Here is an 18,739-nt window from a genome sequence, read left to right as displayed (position 1 = left end):
GTGACTCCCATGTGCACGTCACTTTACCGAGCCAAGAGAATATGAACGTCCGTCCTACCGAGGCAACAAAGGTGTTTGACCAGTATCCGCTGGAGCAACTATTCGGCCGTATTCTGAGCCCACTTGAAGACTTCTTGCGTCGCGCGACGGCGGGCGGCCTTGTGCTGATTGGAACAACGGTCCTGACGCTGATCGCCGCGAATTCCCCGCTCGGGGAGTCGCTCGCCCAGTTCTGGGAGCAGCCCATGAGCATTGGCATGGGCGCATGGACCCTCAAGCAAACGCTCCATCACTGGATCAACGACGGACTCATGGCGCTCTTCTTCCTCCTCGTCGGGCTGGAGCTCAAGCGCGAGGTGCTCGTCGGCGAACTGGCGTCGCTCCGGGATGCGGCCCTGCCAATCGTTGCGGCCATCGGCGGAATGGTTGTACCCGCCGGGATCTACTTGGCGTTGAACCCCGAGTCCCCGGCGGCCCGTGGCTGGGGCATCCCCATGGCGACCGATATTGCATTTGCGATTGGCATACTCGTCTTACTTGCCTGGCGAGTGCCGCGCGGCCTGGTCGTCTTTTTGATGGCGCTGGCAATCGCCGACGACCTTGGTGCGGTACTGGTGATCGCAATCTTTTATACGGATGCATTGGACACCGGCGCCCTCGTGAGCGCGGCCGCAACATGGGGCGTCCTGATGCTGCTCAACCAGGGAGGTATACGCCAGCAGCTACCCTATTGGGTGTTTGGCGTTATCCTTTGGTATTTCATGCTGCGCTCGGGCATTCATGCGACGATTGCCGGCATCCTATTGGCCTTCACGATCCCGGCGCGCCCGGCACGCACGCCCGAGCGGTTTCACGCGCGGGTCTCCCAGCTGCTGGCGGCTTTCCGGGCGCACGCCGAGGACACCAGCACGCCCAGCGAACCGCTGAGCAGTCACGATATGGCCACGATTGCGGCCAACCTGGAGCGCGACTCGAAAGCCGTCCAAAGCCCGCTACATCGCACGGAGCACGGGCTGAGCCCCTGGGTAACCTTCGTCGTTCTGCCACTCTTCGCTTTCGCGAACGCGGGCATTGATTTTCGCGATGCCGATCTGGTGAGCAACCTGGGTCATCCTATCACCCTCGGCATTGCGCTCGGCCTCCTGCTCGGCAAGTTCGCCGGCATCAGCGGATTTAGTTGGCTTGCGATCCGGCTGGGAGTAGGCCGACTGCCGCCCGAGGTCGGGTGGCGCCACCTGCTCGGTGCCGCTTGGCTGGGCGGCATTGGCTTCACGATGTCGCTGTTCATCAGCCAGCTCGCCTTTGACAATCCTAAGCATCTCGAGCTAGCGAAGATCGGCATCCTCTTTGCCTCGCTCGCCAGCGCGCTTATTGGGCTTGCGTGGCTCGCCTTCGGTGCATCGCCTCGGCGTCCGCCACTGCGAAACTCGAAAGCGGGTGACGATACGATTTAGCTTTTAATTCTTGCTGTGGCGACATCAATGATGTTTTTCGCCCGCAACAGAAGGCTTTGCCGCCAGTTCACCAAGACCCACCAACAGGCCGGCCGATCTTCCATCTCAAACGTGGTCCTGAGTCTTCGGCCGCGCCGCTCTCATTCCTGCATCTCAGTGAGCGGTCGGGCAATATCTTCGAGGCTTTTGCGCTCGGCATCCACCCCGATCCACGCTTCGATCAGTCCCGCGGCGATCATGAGAATGGCGCCGATCAGGTAGCCGACGAGCACGTTTGCGGCCTCGGCGGACTCAATGAGATTCCCGAATACAAGCGGCCCGGTGATCCCGCCCACGCCAGTGCCGATCGCGTAAAAAAAAGCGATCGCGATCGCTCGCGTCTCTATCGGAAAGATTTCGCTGGCCGTCAGATAAGCCGCGCTCGCTCCGGCCGATGCAAAAAAGAACACGACCATCCACGCCGCAGTTTGAGTCAACGGAGTCAGCGCGCCTTCAGTAAAGAGATAACCTGTGATTGTCAGCAATATTCCTGACAGAATATAGGATCCGGAGATCATCACGCGTCTTCCCACCGTGTCGAACAGTGGTCCGAGGAGCACGGGTCCGAGGAAATTGGCGATCGCGAACGGAATCAGATAGAGCGGCGCGTCGCCCGAGGGAACACCATAAAATGTTGTCAGCACCAGGACGTAAGTGAAAAAGATGGCGTTGTACAAAAAAGCCTGGCCGGTAAACAGCGAAAAGCACAACAGCGAGCGTTTCGGGTAGAGCGTGAACAGTGTTCGCGCGATCGTGACGAAGCCGATCGTCTTGCGCGGGCAAATCGTGATCGTCGTTTGCGGCTTGGGAAGCGGCCTGCCCGATTCCGCCTCGATGCTTTTTTCGATTGTGGCGACCAGCTCTTCGGCTTCTTGTTTGCGACCATGGATAAATAGCCAGCGCGGGCTCTCCGGGACGTTGCGGCGCACGAGCAGGATGCCGAGCCCAAGTATCGCGCCCAGACCGAAGGCGAACCGCCAACCGACATCGGCGGGAAAAATATTCGTATCGAGCAAGACCACGGAAAGCGCGGCGCCGAAACCGGTGCCGAGCCAGTATGAGCCGTTAATCATGAGGTCCACCCGCCCGCGCACTCGTGCGGGAATTAGCTCATCAATGGCGGAGTTGATCGCCGCATACTCGCCGCCGATTCCGGCGCCGGTGAGAAAGCGAAAGAGGTAAAACCACCAGGCGTCGAACGCGAATGCGGTCAGCGTGGTCGCTGCAAGATAAACCGCCAGCGTGATGAGAAAGAGTTTCTTGCGTCCGTAACGGTCAGTCAAATAGCCAAAGAACAATGCCCCGGTGACCGCGCCGGCAATGTAGACCGCAGCCGCAAAACCGATCTGAGACACAGAAAGCACAAGCCCGCTGCCAGGCTCGGTGATGCGCCCCGCGACAGCACTGACGATTGTGATCTCTAGCCCGTCGAGGATCCAGACCGTTCCGAGACCGATGACGACGAGCCAATGCCAGCGCGACCAGGGCAACCGGTCCAGGCGCGCCGGCACTTGGGTTTGGATAGAGCTGCTCGAATCACTCATGGGTCGCGTTAGGAATCACGTGAAATAAGTTGATCAAGTCTTCTGTCGTTGCGGAAGGAGTGTGTAATCCAGTCGCCATGAAATTTGGCCAGCTTGGGATTTGGTCCGCTCAGTTCCGCGTTGGTGATGTTAATACCGATGAGATAGTTATTAAAAGGGCCCAGGCTCGGCCAGGCTCGATTTGTGTGCGACAACCTGCTGTTCATCCCCAAGAGGGCAGAGAGGGTGCCCAAGCTCATCACCTCTCTGGGACGGTGCTACGTGCAGTACATCAACACGCACTACCGCCGCCCGGGTACGCTGTGGGACAGCCGCTACAAGTTCTCCATTATCCATGGCGGAGTTCTACCTCCTCACCTGCATGCGTTACATTCAAAACAACCCCGTTCACGCGGCGATGGTGGAAGGCCCGGCGCACTACGGCTGGACCAGAACCGAGCCAACGCCCTCGGACAAGACCTCGCCACTACTGGCCCCTCACGCGGCTTACCTTGCATTGGGCGCAGCCGACAATGCACCGCCCTGATGGGGACCATCTGCGGCTACTCAGAAAACCACTTGAAACTCAGGGAGTTATATGGAGCGGGTGATGGGAATCGAACCCACGCTATCAGCTTGGGAAGCTGATGTTCTACCATTGAACTACACCCGCATCGGGGCAAGGCATCATTCTATTGGATCGCCTCTGCCAGTCAACGGCGGAGTCGGGGCGGGGGCCTCGCTTTAGCGACGGGCAAGCGGGATCGGCCATAGGGGCTGGGCCGTCTGGTCGAAGGCCTGCCACAGGTCCGCGATGCGCCGGCCATTCGCGGGGTGGCGCAGATCGGGGGCGATGTCGGCGAGTGGCCGGAGCACGAACGCGTACTCCAGGATATCCCGGCGCGGCACCTCGATGCCGTTGGTGCGGAACACCCGGTTCCCATACAAGAGGATATCGAGATCGAGGGGGCGGGGCGCGTAGCGCGGCGTCTCGGGACGGCGCCCATGCCGGTGCTCAACCTCGGACAGCTCGCCGTGCAGGGCGAGGAGGTCTAGATCCGTATCGAAGCCCGCCACCAGGTTATGGAAACTCGGACCGTCGAAGCCCACCGCCTTGCTCTCGTAGACGGGCGAGACCGTGAGCGGGGCGAAGCACTCGCGGAGCGACTCTAGGGCGCCCGCGATGTTGGCCTCGCGCGCGACGTTGCTACCGATCCCGAGGTAGACCCTCGGCATCCCCGTCCTCCAACCGGTGCCGTACGATGACCACGCCCACATCGCGCACCCCGCGTACCGCCCCCTGCTTGTTGACCGACAGGCGCAACCACGGCACCGGGAACTCGTCGAGGACCAGCCGGGCCACGGCCTCCGCCAGCGCCTCGACGAGCTGATAACGGCTCTGCTCGACGAAGGCCGTCACGCGCTTGGCGATGTCTTTGTAGCTCAGGGTGTCGGCGATTGCGTCGCTCTTCGCCGCGGGGCGGATATCGGTGCCGAGCTCCAAGTCGATCACCAACGTCTGCTTCATCTCCCGCTCCCAGCGATACACGCCGATGACGGTGTCGATGCGGAGATCACGGAGGTAGATGATGTCCATCGGGGCTGCCCACTTAACCCGATGGCCGCTTGACCTGTCAAGCTCCCCCGATCTCCAATAACGCCATGCTGCTGCGGGTCTTGTTGATCGGCTTCTCCTACCTCCTGGGCTCGCTGTCCTCGGCCATCATCGTGTGCCGGATGGGGGGCTACCCGGACCCCCGCAGCCTCGGGTCCCGCAATCCCGGCGCCACCAATGTGCTGCGCATCGCCGGCCGCGCTTCGGCGGCGCTCACCCTCGCCGGAGATCTCCTGAAGGGCCTCCTGCCGCTCGCCTTCGGCCACTGGTTGGAGGTCGCCGACTCGACCCTGGCGGCGATGGGGGCGGCGGCCTTCCTCGGGCACCTCTATCCGGTGTTCTTCGGCTTTCAGGGTGGCAAGGGTGTGGCGACCTTCATCGGGGTCCTATGTGGGCTCGCCTGGCAGGCCGGCTTGGTGTTCATGGGCCTGTGGCTCGCGGTCGCGGGCCTGTTCCGGTATTCGTCGCTGGCCGCCCTCGTGGCCGCGGCCCTGAGCCCGGTCGCCGTGGCCCTAGTGCACCCGAGCCCCTCTTACCTCGTGGCGGTGACCGCCATGGCCGCCGTGATCCTGTGGCGGCACCGTTCCAATATCCGGAATCTCTGGGCCGGCACCGAAAGGAAGATCGGGGCCCTGCGCGAGTAGCGGCGTTGACGGGCTAGCGGGAGGTCAAGTCCTCGAGCGGCCAGCGTGGCCGCACCTCGAAGGCGAGGGGGGAGCGCTCACCTCGCGACAAGCGGCGGTAGCCCGCATAGGCCACCATGGCCCCGTTGTCCGTGCAGAGCTCCGGACGCGGGTAGTGGACGCTCACGCCCAGCTCCTCGGCGAGCCCGGCGAGGCGGCCGCGCAACGCGCGGTTGGCGCTCACCCCGCCCGCGGCCACGAGCCGCGGGAGCCCCGTCTCGCGCAAGGCGCGGCGACATTTGATATACAGGGTATCGACGACGGCCTCCAGGAAGGCTCGCGCGATGTCGGCGCGGGTGTCCGAATCGGAGCCGGTATGGCTTAGGGTCATAAGGGTGTGGGTCTTGAGCCCGCTGAAGCTGAAATCGAGGCCGGGCCGGTCCGTCATGGGCCGCGGGAAACGGTAACGCCCGGCGCGCCCGGACTGTGCCAGTCGCTCCAGGGGCGGCCCGCCGGGATAGCCGAGACCGAGCAGCTTGGCGATCTTGTCGAAGGCCTCCCCGGCGGCGTCGTCCAGGGACTCTCCCAGTACCCGGTAGCGCCCCACATCACTGACCGCCACCAGCTGGGTATGGCCCCCCGACACCAGGAGCGCCAGGAACGGAAACGCCGGTGCCGGGGTTTCGAGCATGGGGGCGAGGAGATGCGCCTCCATATGATGCACGCCGATCGCCCCCACACCCCACCCCCACGCCAGGGCCCTGGCCACCGACGCCCCGACCAGCAAGGCCCCGATGAGGCCAGGGCCCGCGGTGTAGGCAACCCCATCGATGTCTGCGCCCGAGACCCCCGCCTGCCGCATCACCTCCCGCACCAAGGGGACCAGACGGCGCACGTGGTCGCGGGACGCCAGCTCCGGGACCACCCCGCCGTAAACCTCGTGCAGCGCGGCCTGGCTGAATACGGTGTGGCCCAGAAGCCCGCGCGCCGAGTCGTAGACGGCCACGCCGGTCTCGTCGCACGAGGTCTCGATCCCGAGGACGCGCATCGCTACCCTTTCGTCTCTTTGCTCGGATCGGATTATAATGCGTTCTTTTGTCATGCGGTGGAGGAGTAGAACATCCATGCCGTCGGTCAGAGTGCGAGACAACGAACCCTTCGACGTCGCCTTGCGGCGTTTCAAGCGGGCCTGCGAGAAGGCCGGTGTCCTCTCCGAGGTCCACCGCCGGGAGTTCTACGAAAAGCCCACCCAGATCCGCAAGCGCAAGGCGGCCGCGGCCGTGAAGCGCTGGCAGCGCAAGCTGGCCCGTAGCCAGGCCCGGTTCACCCCGGCCTTCGGTCAGAAGCGCAAGCCCCCCCGCCGCTTCATGCGTGGCGGTAGGCGGCCCACTTCCGATGGACACGCTGAAGCGTCGGGTTGACGACGACACCAAGGCCGCGTTGCGGGCGGGCGACAAGCGGCGGCTGGGCACCCTGCGTCTGATCCTCGCGGCCATCAAGCAGCGCGAGGTGGATGGGCGCGTGAGCCTGGACGATGCTCGAGTCTTACAGGTCCTCGACAAGATGAGCAAACAGCGCAAGGAGTCGCTCGTCATTTACACGGAGGCGAAGCGCGCGGACCTGGCCGGACAGGAGGCCTTCGAGCTCCAGATCGTGCAGAGTTACCTGCCGGCGCCGCTCGATGCGGCGCGGATCGCAGCCCTCGTAGGGGAGGCCATCCAGGAGATCGCGGCGCAGTCCCTGCGCGACGTCGGCAGGGTCATGGGGGTCCTGAAGCCACGGTTGCAGGGTCGGGCCGATCTGAGCGAGGTGAGCCGGCTCGTCAAAGAGCGGCTGGCCGGCTAGACGCGGCCCTGCCCCCGACGATACCCGCCCCCTGTTTTCGGGCGGCGATGCATCTACTCCCCTGGGAGGGGTCCAGATGGCGGCCGGGCGCATCCCCCAATCCTTCATCGACGAGTTGCTGGCGCGGGTGGACATCGTCGAGGTGATCGACGCCCACCTGCCGCTCAGGAAGGTCGGTCGCAGCTACCAGGCCCTGTGTCCCTTTCATCGCGAGAAGACCCCTTCTTTCAACGTCAATCCCGATAAGCAGTTCTATCACTGCTTCGGCTGCGGCGCCACCGGTTCCGCCATCCGTTTCCTGATGGAGCACGCCCGCCTCGGCTTCGTCGAGGCCGTAAGCCAGCTCGCCGACCGCGTGGGGCTGGAGATCCCCACGGACACCGGCCCCGTACGCCGGCAGGGGCACGCGGAGCTATACACGGCCCTGGAACAAGCGGCCCAATGCTTCGCGGCACAACTCAGGCAGCATCCCGCGGCGGGCCCGGCCGTCGCCTATCTGAAGCAGCGCGGGCTGAGCGACCGGATCGCGGTTTCCTACCGGATCGGCTACGCGCCACCCGGCTGGGACCACTTGCTGCGCGGCCTCGGCACCGATCCGGACCGCGTCGATACCCTGGTGCGGGGCGGCATGCTTGCCCGCAAGGACGACGGGGCCTGCTACGACCGCTTCCGTGATCGGGTGATGTTCCCCATCGAGGATCCGCGCGGCCGCGTTATCGGCTTCGGCGGCCGCGTGATCGGCGAGGGCTCACCCAAGTACCTGAACTCGCCCGAGACCCCGATCTTCCACAAGGGCGGCGAAGTCTATGGCCTGCCTCAGGCGCTCAAGGGTCACGAAAAGCCCAGGCGCCTGTTCGTGGTCGAGGGCTACATGGACGTCCTGGCGCTGGCACAGCACGGCATCACGAACGCGGTGGCAACGCTCGGGACCGCGCTGACCCGCGAGCACCTCGGTCGCCTGTTCCGCGTGGTGCCCGATCTGGTCTTCTGTTTCGACGGCGACGAAGCCGGTCGCCGGGCCGCCTGGCGGGCGCTCGAAACCGCCCTGGCCTACCTGAGCGAGGGACGCTCGGTCGCGTTCCTGTTCCTGCCGAACGGCGAGGACCCGGACTCTCTGGTGCGTGCAGAGGGCCCGGGCCTGTTCGAGCGAGCCGAGGCCGTTACGCCCCTGTCCACCTTCCTCTTCGATACCCTGTCGGCACGCGTCGACCCGCGCAGCGTCGAGGGACAGGCGCGCCTCCTGGAGATCGCCGCACCGCTCGTCGCGACTGTGCCGCGCGGCCCCCTGCGCGACCTCCTGACGCAGCACCTGTCGGACCGGGCACGCACGGATGCGGCCCGCTGGCTGTCACCCGGTAGCCGTCCACGCTCCACTTCGAGCAGGGGCGAGCCGAAACGCGCGGTGCCCTCGCTGGTGCGTAAGGCCATCGCGACCCTGTTGCATGAGCCCAGCCTGGCGTTCGACGTGCCGGCGGACAGCGTCCAGGACCTGGCCGGCGTGCCCCGTCCGGGGGTCGATCTCCTGGTGGAGATCCTGGGCTTGCTGCATGCCAACCCCGGCATCGGTTGCGCGGCCATCCTGGAACGGTACCGCGACAGCGAGCAGGGAACCTATCTGAGCAAGCTGGCGTCCCAGGAGATCCTGGTCCCTGCGGCAGGCCTGTCTAGCGAGCTCTTGGGCGCCCTCGAGCGGCTAAAGGAGCAGGCCGCCCACGCGCGCCGACATCAGGCCACCGTGGAGGAGCTGACACAGGGGGCAGGTGCCCAGGCGCCGGGACTGGCGAGCATCGGCCAGATCAAATAAAATTAAGGTTTTGAGTGTCTCGGGCTTGGCCGGTCACGCGCAACCTGGCGGGGGTGGCGGGCCAAACTATACTTCGGTTGATGGTCTTAACTAGCTGATATTACATTATGGCCACCATGGAAACCCTCGACGACATCGATAACGGCGACGAGCGCTCGCAGCTCAAGCGATTGATAGCGAAAGGGAAGGAACAGGGGTTCTTGACTTACCACGAGGTCAACGACCACCTCCCGGAAGGCATCGTCGATCCCGAGCAGATCGAAGATATTATCAGCATGATCAATGACATGGGGATCTCTGTCCACGAGACGGCCCCGGACATCGAATCGCTCCTTCTGGGCGGAGAGGCCGCGATCGCGGCCGACGAAGACGCCGCCGACGAGGCGGCCGCGGCGCTCGCGACCGTAGACGAGGAGTTCGGGCGCACCACCGACCCGGTGCGCATGTACATGCGTGAGATGGGGACCGTGGACCTCTTGACGCGCGAAGGTGAGATCGCCATCGCCAAGCGTATCGAGGAGGGCCTGAACCAGGTGCTCTCGGCGCTCGCCGACTTCCCGAGTGTCGTCGATACGGTCCTCGGCGAGTTTGACCGGGTCGTGGCGGGGGAGATCAAGCTCAGCGAGGTCTTGAGCGGGTTCGCTGCCGGCGACGCCGAGCCCGGTCCGATCGAGCAGCGTACGCGTGTCCGTCAGGCGAATGCGGAGGAGGAAGAGGAGGTCGACGGCCGCGCGGACGGAGAGGACGCCGACCCCTTGAGCGGTCAGTTGAATGCCGACGATGTGCGCGAGAAGTTCGAGCACCTGCGTCGGTTACACGCGAAGCTCGGCGCCACCATCAAACGCCATGGGCGCAGCGAGCCACGCACGGTCAAGCTCCGTGAACAGTTGTGCGCCGTGGTCCTGGAATTTCGATTCGTTCCGAAACTGACCGAGCGACTGAGCGGCGAGGTTCGGCAGGTGGTCGACCGGATCCGCAACCAGGAGCGCGCCATCCTCGATGTGTGCACGCAGCGCGTCGGGATCCCGCGCAAGGACGTCATCAGTGCGCTTCAAAACAATGAAACGAACCTCGAATGGGTCAGGTGCCTGGGGCGGTCTCAGAGGCCCTGGGCCGCCGCCGTCGGGCAACATGAGCAGGATATCGCCCAGGCCCAGAAGCGGCTCGTCGCCATCGAGAAGGGCACGGGTATGACTATCTCCGAGATCAAAGAGATCAACCGGCGCATGTCGATCGGCGAGGCGAAGGCGCGGCGCGCGAAAAAGGAGATGGTCGAGGCCAACCTGCGCCTCGTCATTTCGATCGCCAAGAAATACACCAATCGCGGCCTCCTGTTCCTCGATCTGATCCAGGAAGGCAATATCGGGCTCATGAAGGCGGTCGATAAATTCGAATATCGACGCGGCTACAAGTTTTCGACCTATGCGACGTGGTGGATCCGCCAGGCCATCACCCGTTCCATCGCCGATCAGGCCCGCACCATCCGGATCCCGGTCCATATGATCGAGACCATCAACAAGCTGAATCGCGTGTCGCGCCAGATCGTGCAGGAGCTGGGGCGGGAGCCCACACCCGAGGAGTTGTCGAAGCGCATGGACATGCCCGAGGACAAGATCCGCAAGGTGCTGAAGATCGCCAAGGAGCCGATTTCCATGGAGACCCCGATCGGCGACGACGAAGACTCTCACCTGGGCGACTTCATCGAGGATCAGGGTACTTTGATGCCCGTCGATTCCGCGACCTTCGAGGGGCTGTGCCGCACCACGCGCGAGGTGCTGGCCGGCCTGACGCCACGGGAGACCAAGGTCCTGCAGATGCGCTTCGGGATCGACATGAACACCGACCATACCCTCGAAGAGGTGGGGAAACAGTTCGACGTCACGCGCGAACGCATCCGGCAGATCGAGGCGAAGGCGCTGCGCAAACTGCGGCATCCATCCCGGTCCGAGCAACTGCGCACGTTCCTGGATTAAGCGCCGCCGGTCGCTGGGGCCTGTAGCTCAGTCGGTTAGAGCAGGGGACTCATAATCCCTTGGTCGTAGGTTCGAGTCCTACCGGGCCCACCATTAAAACAATAGGTTACGCATACTCGGCCTCGTAGCAAAACCAATGCGGGAGTTTTGCGGGACTCTGTCCCGCATACTGCATTGACCGCGTCGTAAATTCGATGGCTCGGCCGCCGAATAATGCGTCGTAATCCTCCCGGACTTGTGTCCCAACAAGTCCTGCCGGTCCTCAAAGCTCACGCCGGCCGCGCGCAAGGCCGTCCAACGTGTGCTTGAGATCGTGAACACGCACCTGAGGTAGCCCCGCACGATCACGTGCCTGCCGGGTGAGGGCGCCCATATGGACGGCATCGAGGGCCAGATCGCCTATGAAGGGATCCAACTGCTTCAGCCACTTGGCATCATCTGCGATGGTGGCTTTTCGACTCTCGTTCAAGTGGCCGCACCCCACGCTCGTCGTCTCGATACCGGTCACGCGAGCAGGCGACGGTCCCGAGGAGGTCGAGGGATCGGCCCCCGACGCCCCGCGAGACGCCCGCGGCGCCTGGGGGTAAGATCACTCGGCCCGCGCCGCGGGCATTCGGCGGCACCGGCACGTGCGACGCGCGGCGCCGGGCGATGGACCTCAGGTGCCATGCGTATGGTCCTGCCAACGCACACGGCCGAGAACACCGCACACAACGATAGGGGGAAAAGTGCAGTACGACGTGTATATCGCCTACCACCCGAGTGACAAGCGCCTGGCGCGGGCTTTGAAGCGGGCGTTCGAGCGTTTTGCCCGGCCGTGGAACCGCACCAGGGCCTTGAACGTGTGGGGTACGACCTTCGCGAACCCCCTGTTCAAGAATCCACTATCAGGGCGCGCCCGGCAGGGACGCGCCGACGAGGCGCTCGCGGACGCAGGGAGGTTCGTCCTGCTCGCCTCCAGCGACGCCGCCGAGTCCGAGCGCGTCACAACGCATCTCGGGCGCTGGCTCGAAGGCCATCCGATCGCGGACCTGATCCTGGTCCTGACCGAGGGCGAGATCGCCTGGGACCCGGCCGTCGGCGACTTTGACTGGGCTCGCACCCCTTCCCTGCCGGAGGGTTTGAAAGGGAAGTTCAAGGCCAGGCCCCTCGTCGTGGACCTGCGCTGGGCGCGCGCGGAACGCAGGCTCCTGCCCGGGCATACCCGCTTTCGCGGCGCCATCGTCGGTCTCGTCGCACGGCTGCACGGCCGCTCCCCGGACGGCATCGAGGCAGATGATCTGCGCCGCCAGCGCCGGGAGCGCCTCCTTGGCGCCGGTCTCCTGGCGGTGCTCGTGGTGGGGTCAGCCTCCGCACTCTATTGGGCGATGGTCGGCGTCATGCTGAGCCTGGACGGCAAGCTCTTGGTCACGGCCGCGGGTAATCATGCCCACGTGTTTCGCACCACGGCCGGGGTGACCCTCATACAGGCGAGGCACGACGACCTGGTCCAGGGCGTTGCCCTGGGCCCGGACGGCGCGCTCTTGGTGACCGCGAGCTGGGATAAGAGCGCGCGGATCTGGGATACGGAGACCGGCCGCGAGCGACAGCGGCTCGACCACCCTTCCCTGGTCGAGGCCCTCGCCCTGAGCCGGGACGGCAAGCTCTTGGCGACCGCGAGCGGGCAACGCGCGATCGTCTGGGATGCGACGTCCGGGACGGAGCAACGGACCTTACAGCACGAAGACACCGTCAAGGCCCTGGCTTTTGGTTCGGACCCCTTGAGCCCGGATGGCGCCTATCTGGCGACCGGGAGCGAGGACGGCAGCGCCGCTGTGTGGGCGCTTGCGGATGGCCAATCAGTGGTGCGGGTCCGGCACGAGGAGGACGGGCTCCTGGCGGTGACCCTCAGCGCCGATGGGCGCCTGCTCGTGACCGGCGGCCAGGACGGTACCGCGCGGCTCTGGGACATCCAGGGCGGCAAGGAGGTCGGAAGAGTGGAGCCCGGCGGCGCGGTCCAGGGTGTCGCCCTGAGCCCCGACGGGCGGCGCCTCGCGAGCGCGAGCCACGACAAGACCGTGCGGGTGTGGCAGGTCGCGGGCGGCAAGCAGCTCTTCGAGATGGCACACGACGACTCGGTCCGCGCCGTGGCCTTTTCGAGCGATGGCCGAACGCTCGCGAGCGCCGGCTTCGACAACAGCGTGCGGCTCTGGGACGCAGCCAATGGGACGGCGCTCGGACGGGCGCAGCACGACGCCCCGGTCCTCGCCCTCGCCTTCAGCGCCGATGACCGCTATCTCGCGAGTGCTTCGGGCAACGCCGCTGCCGTGTCGCTGTGGCGGCCGGAAGACCTGGTGGCCCTGGGCTGCGGGCATGTGAGCCGCAATCTCTCGGCCGACGAATGGGGCGAGCACCTGGGCGATGAGCCCTACCGCAAGACCTGCCCGGACCTGCCGGGCGGTCCGTAAGGTCGAGCCGGGGCGCTGCCGATCCCTGGCGTGTGTCCTGGGCGAGGAGGGAGTCCATGAACATCCCGTGGTGGTATTGGGTCGTGGGCGGCTTCGCCCTCATGCTCATCGAGCTGTTGGGCCCGACGTTTTTTATTCTCTGGTTCGGTGTCGCGGCCTGCCTGGTCGGGGCGGTCAAGGCCTTCGTCCCCCTCACGCTCGCGCAAGAGTTCGGTCTATGGGGCGCGCTGTCGGCCATCCTCGTCGCGCTATGGTTCTGGCTCTTCCCGGCCCCGCAACGCACGCGCTCCGGCCTTTCCAAGGAGGCCGTCATCGGCGAGCGCGGTTTGATCACCAAGGACGTCACTGAGATGAGCCGCGGGACGATCCGCTTTCAGAAACCGGTGCTCGGTTCGGATACGTGGACTGTGATCGCCGATGTGCCGATCCGGAGCGGCGAGCGCGCCCGCATCGTGGATGTCATCGGTCAGACGCTCAAAGTCGAGCCGATCAACTAGCGGGGTGAATTAAATGGAGAACGTCATGGGTCCCACCATCGTAGCCATCGTCATCTTCGTCTTCATTTTGGTGACCGTCGCCAAGGGGGTGCGCATCGTGCCCCAGGGCGAGGAATGGGTGGTCGAGCGCCTCGGGAAGTTCAATGCGACCTTGAATCCGGGCTTGTGCTTGGTCATCCCCTACATCGATCAGGTCGCCTACAAGGTCCCGACCAAGGACCTCATCCTCGATATCCCCGAGCAGGATGTGATCACCCGCGACAACGCCGTCATCATCACCAATGCCATCGCCTTCGTGAAGGTCACCGATCCGGTGAAGGCCGTGTACGGGATCACCGACTTTCGCATGGCGGTCTCGAACATCACCCAGACCACCCTGCGCGCCATCATCGGCGACATGGACCTCGACAGCGCGCTGTCCTCGCGCGACGCGATCAAGGCCAGGCTCAAGGAATCGATATCCGACAACGTGTCCGACTGGGGGCTCACGCTGAAATCCGTCGAGATCCGGGACATCAAGCCCTCGCCCACCATGCAGACCTCGATGGAGAAGCAGGCCGCCGCGGAGCGCGAACGCAAGGCCGCGGTCACCAAGGCCGAGGGCGAAAAGCAGGCGGCGATCCTCCAGGCCGAGGCGCGCCTCGAGTCTGCGCGCCGCGACGCCGAGGCCCAGGTGACGCTCGCCGACGGTACCGCGGAGGCCATCCGCAAGGTGACGGCGGCGATCTCGGACCGCGAGTTGCCGGCCTATTACCTCCTCGGCGAAAAATACATCACCGCCATCCGCGACCTCGCCGCTTCGCCGGGCGGCAAGACCGTGCTCCTGCCGGGCGATCTCCTGCAGAGCCTGCACGCGCTCGTCGGCCGCGGGCGCAGCGGCTGAGGGGGGCAGAGCGCCGGTCATGCGGACCCCCTTCCCCCGGGGCCTCCGCCGGACGGCGGCGCAAGCCGTCCGTTGGAAGTCGTAGGTGCGCCGCGCACCCCTTCATTTGACCCGTTCGCAACCGCTCGCCTCCACCCTTGCCCCCGTGGCATAGAACCCTACCAGAACCTCCGAAAAGCGGGCCTCTACCGCGCTCCCCGAATAGTGGGTCGTGGCCTTACGCACCTTAATTAAGGCGGATTAGCTTGCTTTATCGCGTAACCCGCTTCCGGTAAGGCCGCGGATGAGCACCCGCAAGGCGTAAAGGTAGGGGGAAGCGGCTTTTTTGGCGTTCCGGCCGTTTGTCTCCGAAACTGCTCATGCGGTGAATCGGCCACAAAGCGGACCTCCACCTTGCTGCAAAAGTCGCCTAGCTTCGGGACAGCGCTCTGAACCCCATAGATCGGCGAAGGGCAAGATAGGATTGGGCTATCGGCTTCACCCCATCCTACGAACTCTGGCGCTGACGGTAACTGGTACCCGCGATGATGCCCGTAAAACGGTGCACGGCGATGCAAGCCGCATGATGGCGCGCAAGACCCATGTTGGACTCGAATCACCGTGGCTGCGGCATATTGTCGCGCGACAAAATGTCGCATTCCCAAACGGCCTCCACCGCATTATGCTGTCCGCCAGTCGAGCGTTTCGGTCGCTGCAGTACGCGTCGGGTAGCGACCTGGGGACCGGGAGCGGGGCTCAGGCGGCGGTCGGCGCAGAGGCGTGGTCGAGGATCCCGATGACCAGGAGCATATGACGTGACATGGAGCTTGGCCTGCCTTTGTCCTGCTATGGGCTTGTGGGAGCGAGGAGGATACGCAGCTAGAGGTGAGTAGATGAGCCTGCCGGAGTGTACGGCATCGAAGGGGAAGAGCTGGGCGGTTCCGGCCACGCCTTGCACGCAGATTTCGGCGCGCTGGCCCTCTTCCCTGCGTCTCGGCGGGACACGATAGCACTCGAGAAGAGGAACAGAGATGACCAGGCTTTGGGCAGTTTACAGTACGGTGGATCACCGGCCGGAGCAGGTCCTGGTGCTGATGCAGTCTGTGGACGCCACCCGCCGTACGGCCGACGATGCCGTAAATGATGTCGAGTGGATCGTCGGCGACGGCGAGGTGGAGCCACCGGGATCGATCTCGACGTCTGAATAGTGCAGGGGAGCGGGGTCGGGCCCAAACGGAGCGCTTCGAGGTGAGCGCGATCGTACCCTCCGGACGACCGAGTGCCTGACGGATTCGATAGGTTGGTTGGCCTGCCGTTGCGTTATGGGGCCATGTCGTTGCTTCCAGCAGCATTACCCCCGTAACCGCGGGGGTTTTTTTGAGCGGTGGGGCGGGCCGCGAGGTGATGATAACGACGGGGTTCGGCTATCGTAACAGCCCCTCGATCGCCTGGTTGCCATTTGCTTCAGACCGTTACGCAGACAGGGGTGCGACATTTTGTCGCGACTCGCGATCATGGCTGTGCATTTAATCACGATGTACAGTGGGAAGCGGTGGTAGTCCCGGAGAGAGGGCCGATCACCGCTAAAGCGTTATCACCTTGGCTGAGCGAGCAGGCGCAATCGAGGCGAAAGCAACTACCAAGGCGGCGGTGGTTCGGGCTAGCCCGAGTATTCCACTTGGGACGCGGGACCTCGAACAGGCACGAGCGGGCGGCCGGGATCAATCCATTGCAAATGCAGGCCGAAAACAATGAACAAACTATCAGGGGGCAGCAATGAGCTACCACCGGACACCCGAACACCGGGCGCGGCAGTCGGCAGCGATCCACCAATGGCGACCTTGGGAACATTCGACGGGGCCGAAGTCCGAAGAGGGTAAGGCGCGGGTGTCGAGGAACGCTTACAAGGGCGGCACGCGGGCGAAACTGCGGGAACTGGCGCGACTGCTGCGGGAGCAAGGCGAAGCATTGAAGCGCATCGGGTGAGGCCAGGAAGAATGCCATGGGTTTGATCGGCGGCCTGCCGGTTTAGCCTGGCGCACAGGAGGTAAGAATGGCTCAGAATACGTTTCCTACAAACATCAAGACATTCGGCGTCATCTCCGCCATCGTGCTCAGCTTGGGACTCGCCACGCCTTCGGCGTTCGCGGGCGGCACCTCCGGCAAGAAATCCGAGAAGACAATCGTCCTCACCGGGGACCACGCCGGCGAAGGGACCTTGGGCCTGGACACCGAAATCGAGGAACCCAGTACCACTAACGGGGTGGGGGGCCAGGACCTCTTCAGCGACGATCTCCGCTACCAGGACGGCGAGGTGGCCGGCCGGAACAGCGGTGTCTGCATCACCACGAGCCCGTTCGACACCCCCGATGATCTCCGCCCGGCCCATCAGGGGGCGAATCTCTGCACCATCGGGTTCGTGCTGTTCGGCAGGGGCAAGATCACGGTGTCGGGCATCGTCACCAATGACGACTTCACGGCCGGGCGCTTCGTCCTCCCGGTCACCGGGGGGACCGACGAATTCCACAAAGCTCGAGGCGAGTTCGAGGTGAAGTTCGCTCTCGTTTTCACTGATCCCGCCACCCTCACCTTTAGGCTGAAATAGCTCGATCTGTGCCCTGGGATCCCCGCGTGACCAAGCGCCGGGGATGGAAACCGCGACGCAGTGTGTAGCTCGTGATTGGCGAGCACCGTGACCGCCCGCTCGCCGAGCCCGCGCACGAATCGCAGAACCCTCCAGCGACCGCGATCCGCGATTGATCAGGTCGCCGGTGAACCAGAGCCGGTCCGCGGCCGGATCGAATCCCACGCGGTCCAGCGGCCTCCGCAGCTCGTCATAGCAACCCTGCACATCGCCAATGGACATCAGGAGACAGGGATCAGGGGCCAGAGATCAGCGAAATGCCAACTTGGGTCTTCTGGTCCCTGACCTCTGACCCTTATCCCCTCACTGCGCCAGACGCATCACCAGCACGTCGCAGGGCGCGCGGTGGACCACGCCTTCCTCAGTGTGGCTGAAGAACTTCGCCAGGCCTTTACGCGGCGGGTGGCCGACGACAATCAGGTCCACCGCGGACTCGCTCGCAGTGCGCAGGATTTCCGCAGTGACCGCGCCAACCACGACCCGCGCCTGCTCGGCCGGGATCTCCAGCACCCGGCACCAATCGCGCAGCAGCGTTTCCGCCTGGCTGGCGCGCTCGCGCGAAAGATCGACCGACGTCGTCAGCAACGCGTCGCCGGCCGGATCGACCGGCAGGTACTCCACCACGTGCAGCACCGACAGCCGGGCGCCGGACAGCCGGGCGAAATCACATGCCCGCGCCAGCAGGGCTTTGTCGTCATCGTGCATCTCCACCGCGGTCAGGATGTGGCGATAGCTCATAGGACGCCTCCGTTCAGGTCACGGCCGGGCAGCATCAACTTACAGTTGACGGGGCATTAGACAACCGCGCGAACTGTTCCGCAGACAGCGTCTCGGCGCGCGCGCCGGGATCGATCCCCGCCGTCCGCGTCTGTTCGGGACTGCGCAGGCCGCGTAGCGCATTCGCGAGCGTCTTGCGGCGCTGGCCGAAAGCCTGCTTCACTACCTCGTCGAACTCGAGGTATAGGATTAAAACGCCCTTTTTCCTCGAAAGGGAAGATACGCCTGAACCTGCGGGGTGTCAATCACGCGCGTCCTCGGCCTGGAATCGTGGCATTTTCAGGCCCTTCATCGGTCCGAGGCGCCCGGATCCGGGGCGTTTTGGCCTCTCACGCGAGTGCAGGGCAAAGGGGGCTGTCGGCTCAGGGAGTGGAACCGGATGGGAGGGGGGTTCGCGGCCGGGATCAGGCCAGTTGGATCGATCGAAGGGCCGCGCCGGTGCTCGGGAGGTGCCCGCGCGGACCAGCCCAGATGCGTGAGGATCTTGCGATCACGGGCGGATCTTTGATGGGTGCGGCTCTTTTAGAACGACGCGCGGACGGGTCAGGCGGCCTTTCGAAAGTCGTGGCTCGCCATCCGGGAAAGGTGGTTGCGCGTCTGCTCTTGGGCCTTGTGAAACGCCCAGTAGGTCTCGGT

At 64.6% G+C, this 18,739-nt stretch carries 17 protein-coding genes, 2 tRNA genes and 3 pseudogenes; 13 read left to right on the top strand and 9 right to left on the bottom strand.

Annotation, left to right across the window (positions count from 1 at the left end; translation table 11 throughout):
- The first annotated feature begins 41 nt into the window (after window positions 1-41).
- Window positions 42-1,454 (top strand): Na+/H+ antiporter NhaA, encoded by a 1,413-nt coding sequence (nhaA, locus tag M3461_19675; GenBank protein ID MDQ3776412.1) that lies wholly within the window; start codon window positions 42-44, stop codon window positions 1,452-1,454.
- 140 nt (window positions 1,455-1,594) lie between these two features.
- Here nhaA and M3461_19670 read toward each other — a convergent pair whose 3' ends face one another.
- From M3461_19670 to folB, 4 genes are all read right to left on the bottom strand, one after another.
- Window positions 1,595-3,037 (bottom strand): MFS transporter, encoded by a 1,443-nt coding sequence (locus M3461_19670; protein MDQ3776411.1) that lies wholly within the window; start codon window positions 3,035-3,037, stop codon window positions 1,595-1,597.
- A 578-nt stretch (window positions 3,038-3,615) separates the two neighbouring features.
- Window positions 3,616-3,689, bottom strand: a tRNA-Gly gene (locus M3461_19665).
- 71 nt (window positions 3,690-3,760) lie between these two features.
- A complete protein-coding gene (gene folK, locus M3461_19660) occupies window positions 3,761-4,252 on the bottom strand; it encodes a 2-amino-4-hydroxy-6-hydroxymethyldihydropteridine diphosphokinase (GenBank protein ID MDQ3776410.1) in 492 nt (163 codons plus the stop codon).
- Window positions 4,224-4,613: a dihydroneopterin aldolase gene (gene folB, locus M3461_19655; protein ID MDQ3776409.1), complete on the bottom strand. Its 390-nt coding sequence runs from the start codon at window positions 4,611-4,613 to the stop codon at window positions 4,224-4,226. Before folB ends, folK begins: the two co-directional genes overlap by 29 nt.
- Before the next feature lie 65 nt (window positions 4,614-4,678).
- Here folB and plsY point away from each other — a divergent pair, with 65 nt between their 5' ends.
- The gene (plsY, locus tag M3461_19650) at window positions 4,679-5,275 is read left to right on the top strand and encodes a glycerol-3-phosphate 1-O-acyltransferase PlsY (protein ID MDQ3776408.1); all 597 of its coding nucleotides are present in this window, start codon (window positions 4,679-4,681) and stop codon (window positions 5,273-5,275) included.
- A gap of 13 nt (window positions 5,276-5,288) precedes the next feature.
- On the opposite strand, the gene tsaD is transcribed toward plsY, so the two are convergent.
- Window positions 5,289-6,302: a tRNA (adenosine(37)-N6)-threonylcarbamoyltransferase complex transferase subunit TsaD gene (gene tsaD / locus M3461_19645; protein ID MDQ3776407.1), complete on the bottom strand. Its 1,014-nt coding sequence runs from the start codon at window positions 6,300-6,302 to the stop codon at window positions 5,289-5,291.
- Window positions 6,303-6,378: 76 nt separating this feature from the next.
- Between tsaD and rpsU the strand changes: the two are divergent.
- The 5 genes and pseudogenes from rpsU (at window position 6,379) to M3461_19620 (ending at window position 10,969) form a co-directional block, all read left to right on the top strand.
- A pseudogene (rpsU, locus tag M3461_19640) lies at window positions 6,379-6,591 on the top strand (30S ribosomal protein S21).
- Window positions 6,592-6,649: 58 nt separating this feature from the next.
- Window positions 6,650-7,099, top strand: a complete 450-nt coding sequence (locus M3461_19635) for a GatB/YqeY domain-containing protein (protein MDQ3776406.1) — start codon at window positions 6,650-6,652, stop codon at window positions 7,097-7,099.
- Window positions 7,100-7,175: 76 nt separating this feature from the next.
- On the top strand, window positions 7,176-8,903 hold the full coding sequence (gene dnaG, locus M3461_19630; GenBank protein ID MDQ3776405.1) for a DNA primase: 1,728 nt from the start codon (window positions 7,176-7,178) through the stop codon (window positions 8,901-8,903).
- Between the two features lie 107 nt (window positions 8,904-9,010).
- A complete protein-coding gene (rpoD, locus tag M3461_19625) occupies window positions 9,011-10,876 on the top strand; it encodes an RNA polymerase sigma factor RpoD (protein MDQ3776404.1) in 1,866 nt (621 codons plus the stop codon).
- Window positions 10,877-10,892: 16 nt separating this feature from the next.
- Window positions 10,893-10,969 (top strand) — tRNA-Ile (locus M3461_19620).
- 105 nt (window positions 10,970-11,074) lie between these two features.
- Here the strand turns inward: M3461_19620 and M3461_19615 are convergent.
- Window positions 11,075-11,234, bottom strand: a pseudogene (locus M3461_19615) (tyrosine-type recombinase/integrase).
- Between the two features lie 370 nt (window positions 11,235-11,604).
- Between M3461_19615 and M3461_19610 the strand changes: the two are divergent.
- From M3461_19610 to M3461_19585, 6 genes are all read left to right on the top strand, one after another.
- A complete protein-coding gene (locus M3461_19610; GenBank protein MDQ3776403.1) occupies window positions 11,605-13,323 on the top strand; it encodes a hypothetical protein in 1,719 nt (572 codons plus the stop codon).
- Window positions 13,324-13,379: 56 nt separating this feature from the next.
- Window positions 13,380-13,820, top strand: a complete 441-nt coding sequence (locus M3461_19605; GenBank protein ID MDQ3776402.1) for an NfeD family protein — start codon at window positions 13,380-13,382, stop codon at window positions 13,818-13,820.
- Between the two features lie 25 nt (window positions 13,821-13,845).
- Complete coding sequence (locus M3461_19600; protein ID MDQ3776401.1) at window positions 13,846-14,703, top strand: SPFH/Band 7/PHB domain protein; 858 nt, start codon at window positions 13,846-13,848, stop codon at window positions 14,701-14,703.
- Between the two features lie 1,010 nt (window positions 14,704-15,713).
- A complete protein-coding gene (locus tag M3461_19595) occupies window positions 15,714-15,890 on the top strand; it encodes a hypothetical protein (protein MDQ3776400.1) in 177 nt (58 codons plus the stop codon).
- 568 nt (window positions 15,891-16,458) lie between these two features.
- Window positions 16,459-16,668 carry a hypothetical protein gene (locus tag M3461_19590; GenBank protein ID MDQ3776399.1) on the top strand — a complete coding sequence of 70 codons (210 nt, stop codon included), beginning with the start codon at window positions 16,459-16,461 and terminating at the stop codon, window positions 16,666-16,668.
- 67 nt (window positions 16,669-16,735) lie between these two features.
- A complete protein-coding gene (locus M3461_19585) occupies window positions 16,736-17,287 on the top strand; it encodes a hypothetical protein (protein ID MDQ3776398.1) in 552 nt (183 codons plus the stop codon).
- 62 nt (window positions 17,288-17,349) lie between these two features.
- On the opposite strand, the pseudogene M3461_19580 reads toward M3461_19585, so the two are convergent.
- The 3 genes and pseudogenes from M3461_19580 to M3461_19570 all read right to left on the bottom strand — a co-directional run bounded on the left by M3461_19580 (window position 17,350) and on the right by M3461_19570 (window position 18,266).
- Window positions 17,350-17,548: pseudogene (locus tag M3461_19580) on the bottom strand (metallophosphoesterase).
- An 81-nt stretch (window positions 17,549-17,629) separates the two neighbouring features.
- A complete protein-coding gene (locus M3461_19575) occupies window positions 17,630-18,064 on the bottom strand; it encodes a universal stress protein (GenBank protein ID MDQ3776397.1) in 435 nt (144 codons plus the stop codon).
- Window positions 18,065-18,098: 34 nt separating this feature from the next.
- A complete protein-coding gene (locus tag M3461_19570; protein ID MDQ3776396.1) occupies window positions 18,099-18,266 on the bottom strand; it encodes a hypothetical protein in 168 nt (55 codons plus the stop codon).
- Window positions 18,267-18,739 lie beyond the last annotated feature (473 nt).

Source organism: Pseudomonadota bacterium (assembly GCA_030860485.1).
In the GTDB taxonomy this organism is placed as follows: Bacteria; Pseudomonadota; Gammaproteobacteria; order JACCXJ01; family JACCXJ01; genus JACCXJ01.
Note: the sequence above shows the minus strand (reverse complement) of the source record. Positions and strands in the feature narration are given on the sequence as shown.

What these genes read in the sequence shown, in the direction of transcription:
- nhaA (MDQ3776412.1), top strand. Translation starts at nt 42, where the DNA reads ATGAACGTCCGTCCTACCGAGGCAACAAAGGTGTTTGACCAGTATCCG.
- M3461_19670 (MDQ3776411.1), bottom strand. Translation starts at nt 3,037, where the DNA reads ATGAGTGATTCGAGCAGCTCTATCCAAACCCAAGTGCCGGCGCGCCTG.
- folK (MDQ3776410.1), bottom strand. Translation starts at nt 4,252, where the DNA reads ATGCCGAGGGTCTACCTCGGGATCGGTAGCAACGTCGCGCGCGAGGCC.
- folB (MDQ3776409.1), bottom strand. Translation starts at nt 4,613, where the DNA reads ATGGACATCATCTACCTCCGTGATCTCCGCATCGACACCGTCATCGGC.
- plsY (MDQ3776408.1), top strand. Translation starts at nt 4,679, where the DNA reads ATGCTGCTGCGGGTCTTGTTGATCGGCTTCTCCTACCTCCTGGGCTCG.
- tsaD (MDQ3776407.1), bottom strand. Translation starts at nt 6,302, where the DNA reads ATGCGCGTCCTCGGGATCGAGACCTCGTGCGACGAGACCGGCGTGGCC.
- M3461_19635 (MDQ3776406.1), top strand. Translation starts at nt 6,650, where the DNA reads ATGGACACGCTGAAGCGTCGGGTTGACGACGACACCAAGGCCGCGTTG.
- dnaG (MDQ3776405.1), top strand. Translation starts at nt 7,176, where the DNA reads ATGGCGGCCGGGCGCATCCCCCAATCCTTCATCGACGAGTTGCTGGCG.
- rpoD (MDQ3776404.1), top strand. Translation starts at nt 9,011, where the DNA reads ATGGCCACCATGGAAACCCTCGACGACATCGATAACGGCGACGAGCGC.
- M3461_19605 (MDQ3776402.1), top strand. Translation starts at nt 13,380, where the DNA reads ATGAACATCCCGTGGTGGTATTGGGTCGTGGGCGGCTTCGCCCTCATG.
- M3461_19600 (MDQ3776401.1), top strand. Translation starts at nt 13,846, where the DNA reads ATGGGTCCCACCATCGTAGCCATCGTCATCTTCGTCTTCATTTTGGTG.
- M3461_19595 (MDQ3776400.1), top strand. Translation starts at nt 15,714, where the DNA reads ATGACCAGGCTTTGGGCAGTTTACAGTACGGTGGATCACCGGCCGGAG.
- M3461_19590 (MDQ3776399.1), top strand. Translation starts at nt 16,459, where the DNA reads ATGAGCTACCACCGGACACCCGAACACCGGGCGCGGCAGTCGGCAGCG.
- M3461_19585 (MDQ3776398.1), top strand. Translation starts at nt 16,736, where the DNA reads ATGGCTCAGAATACGTTTCCTACAAACATCAAGACATTCGGCGTCATC.
- M3461_19575 (MDQ3776397.1), bottom strand. Translation starts at nt 18,064, where the DNA reads ATGAGCTATCGCCACATCCTGACCGCGGTGGAGATGCACGATGACGAC.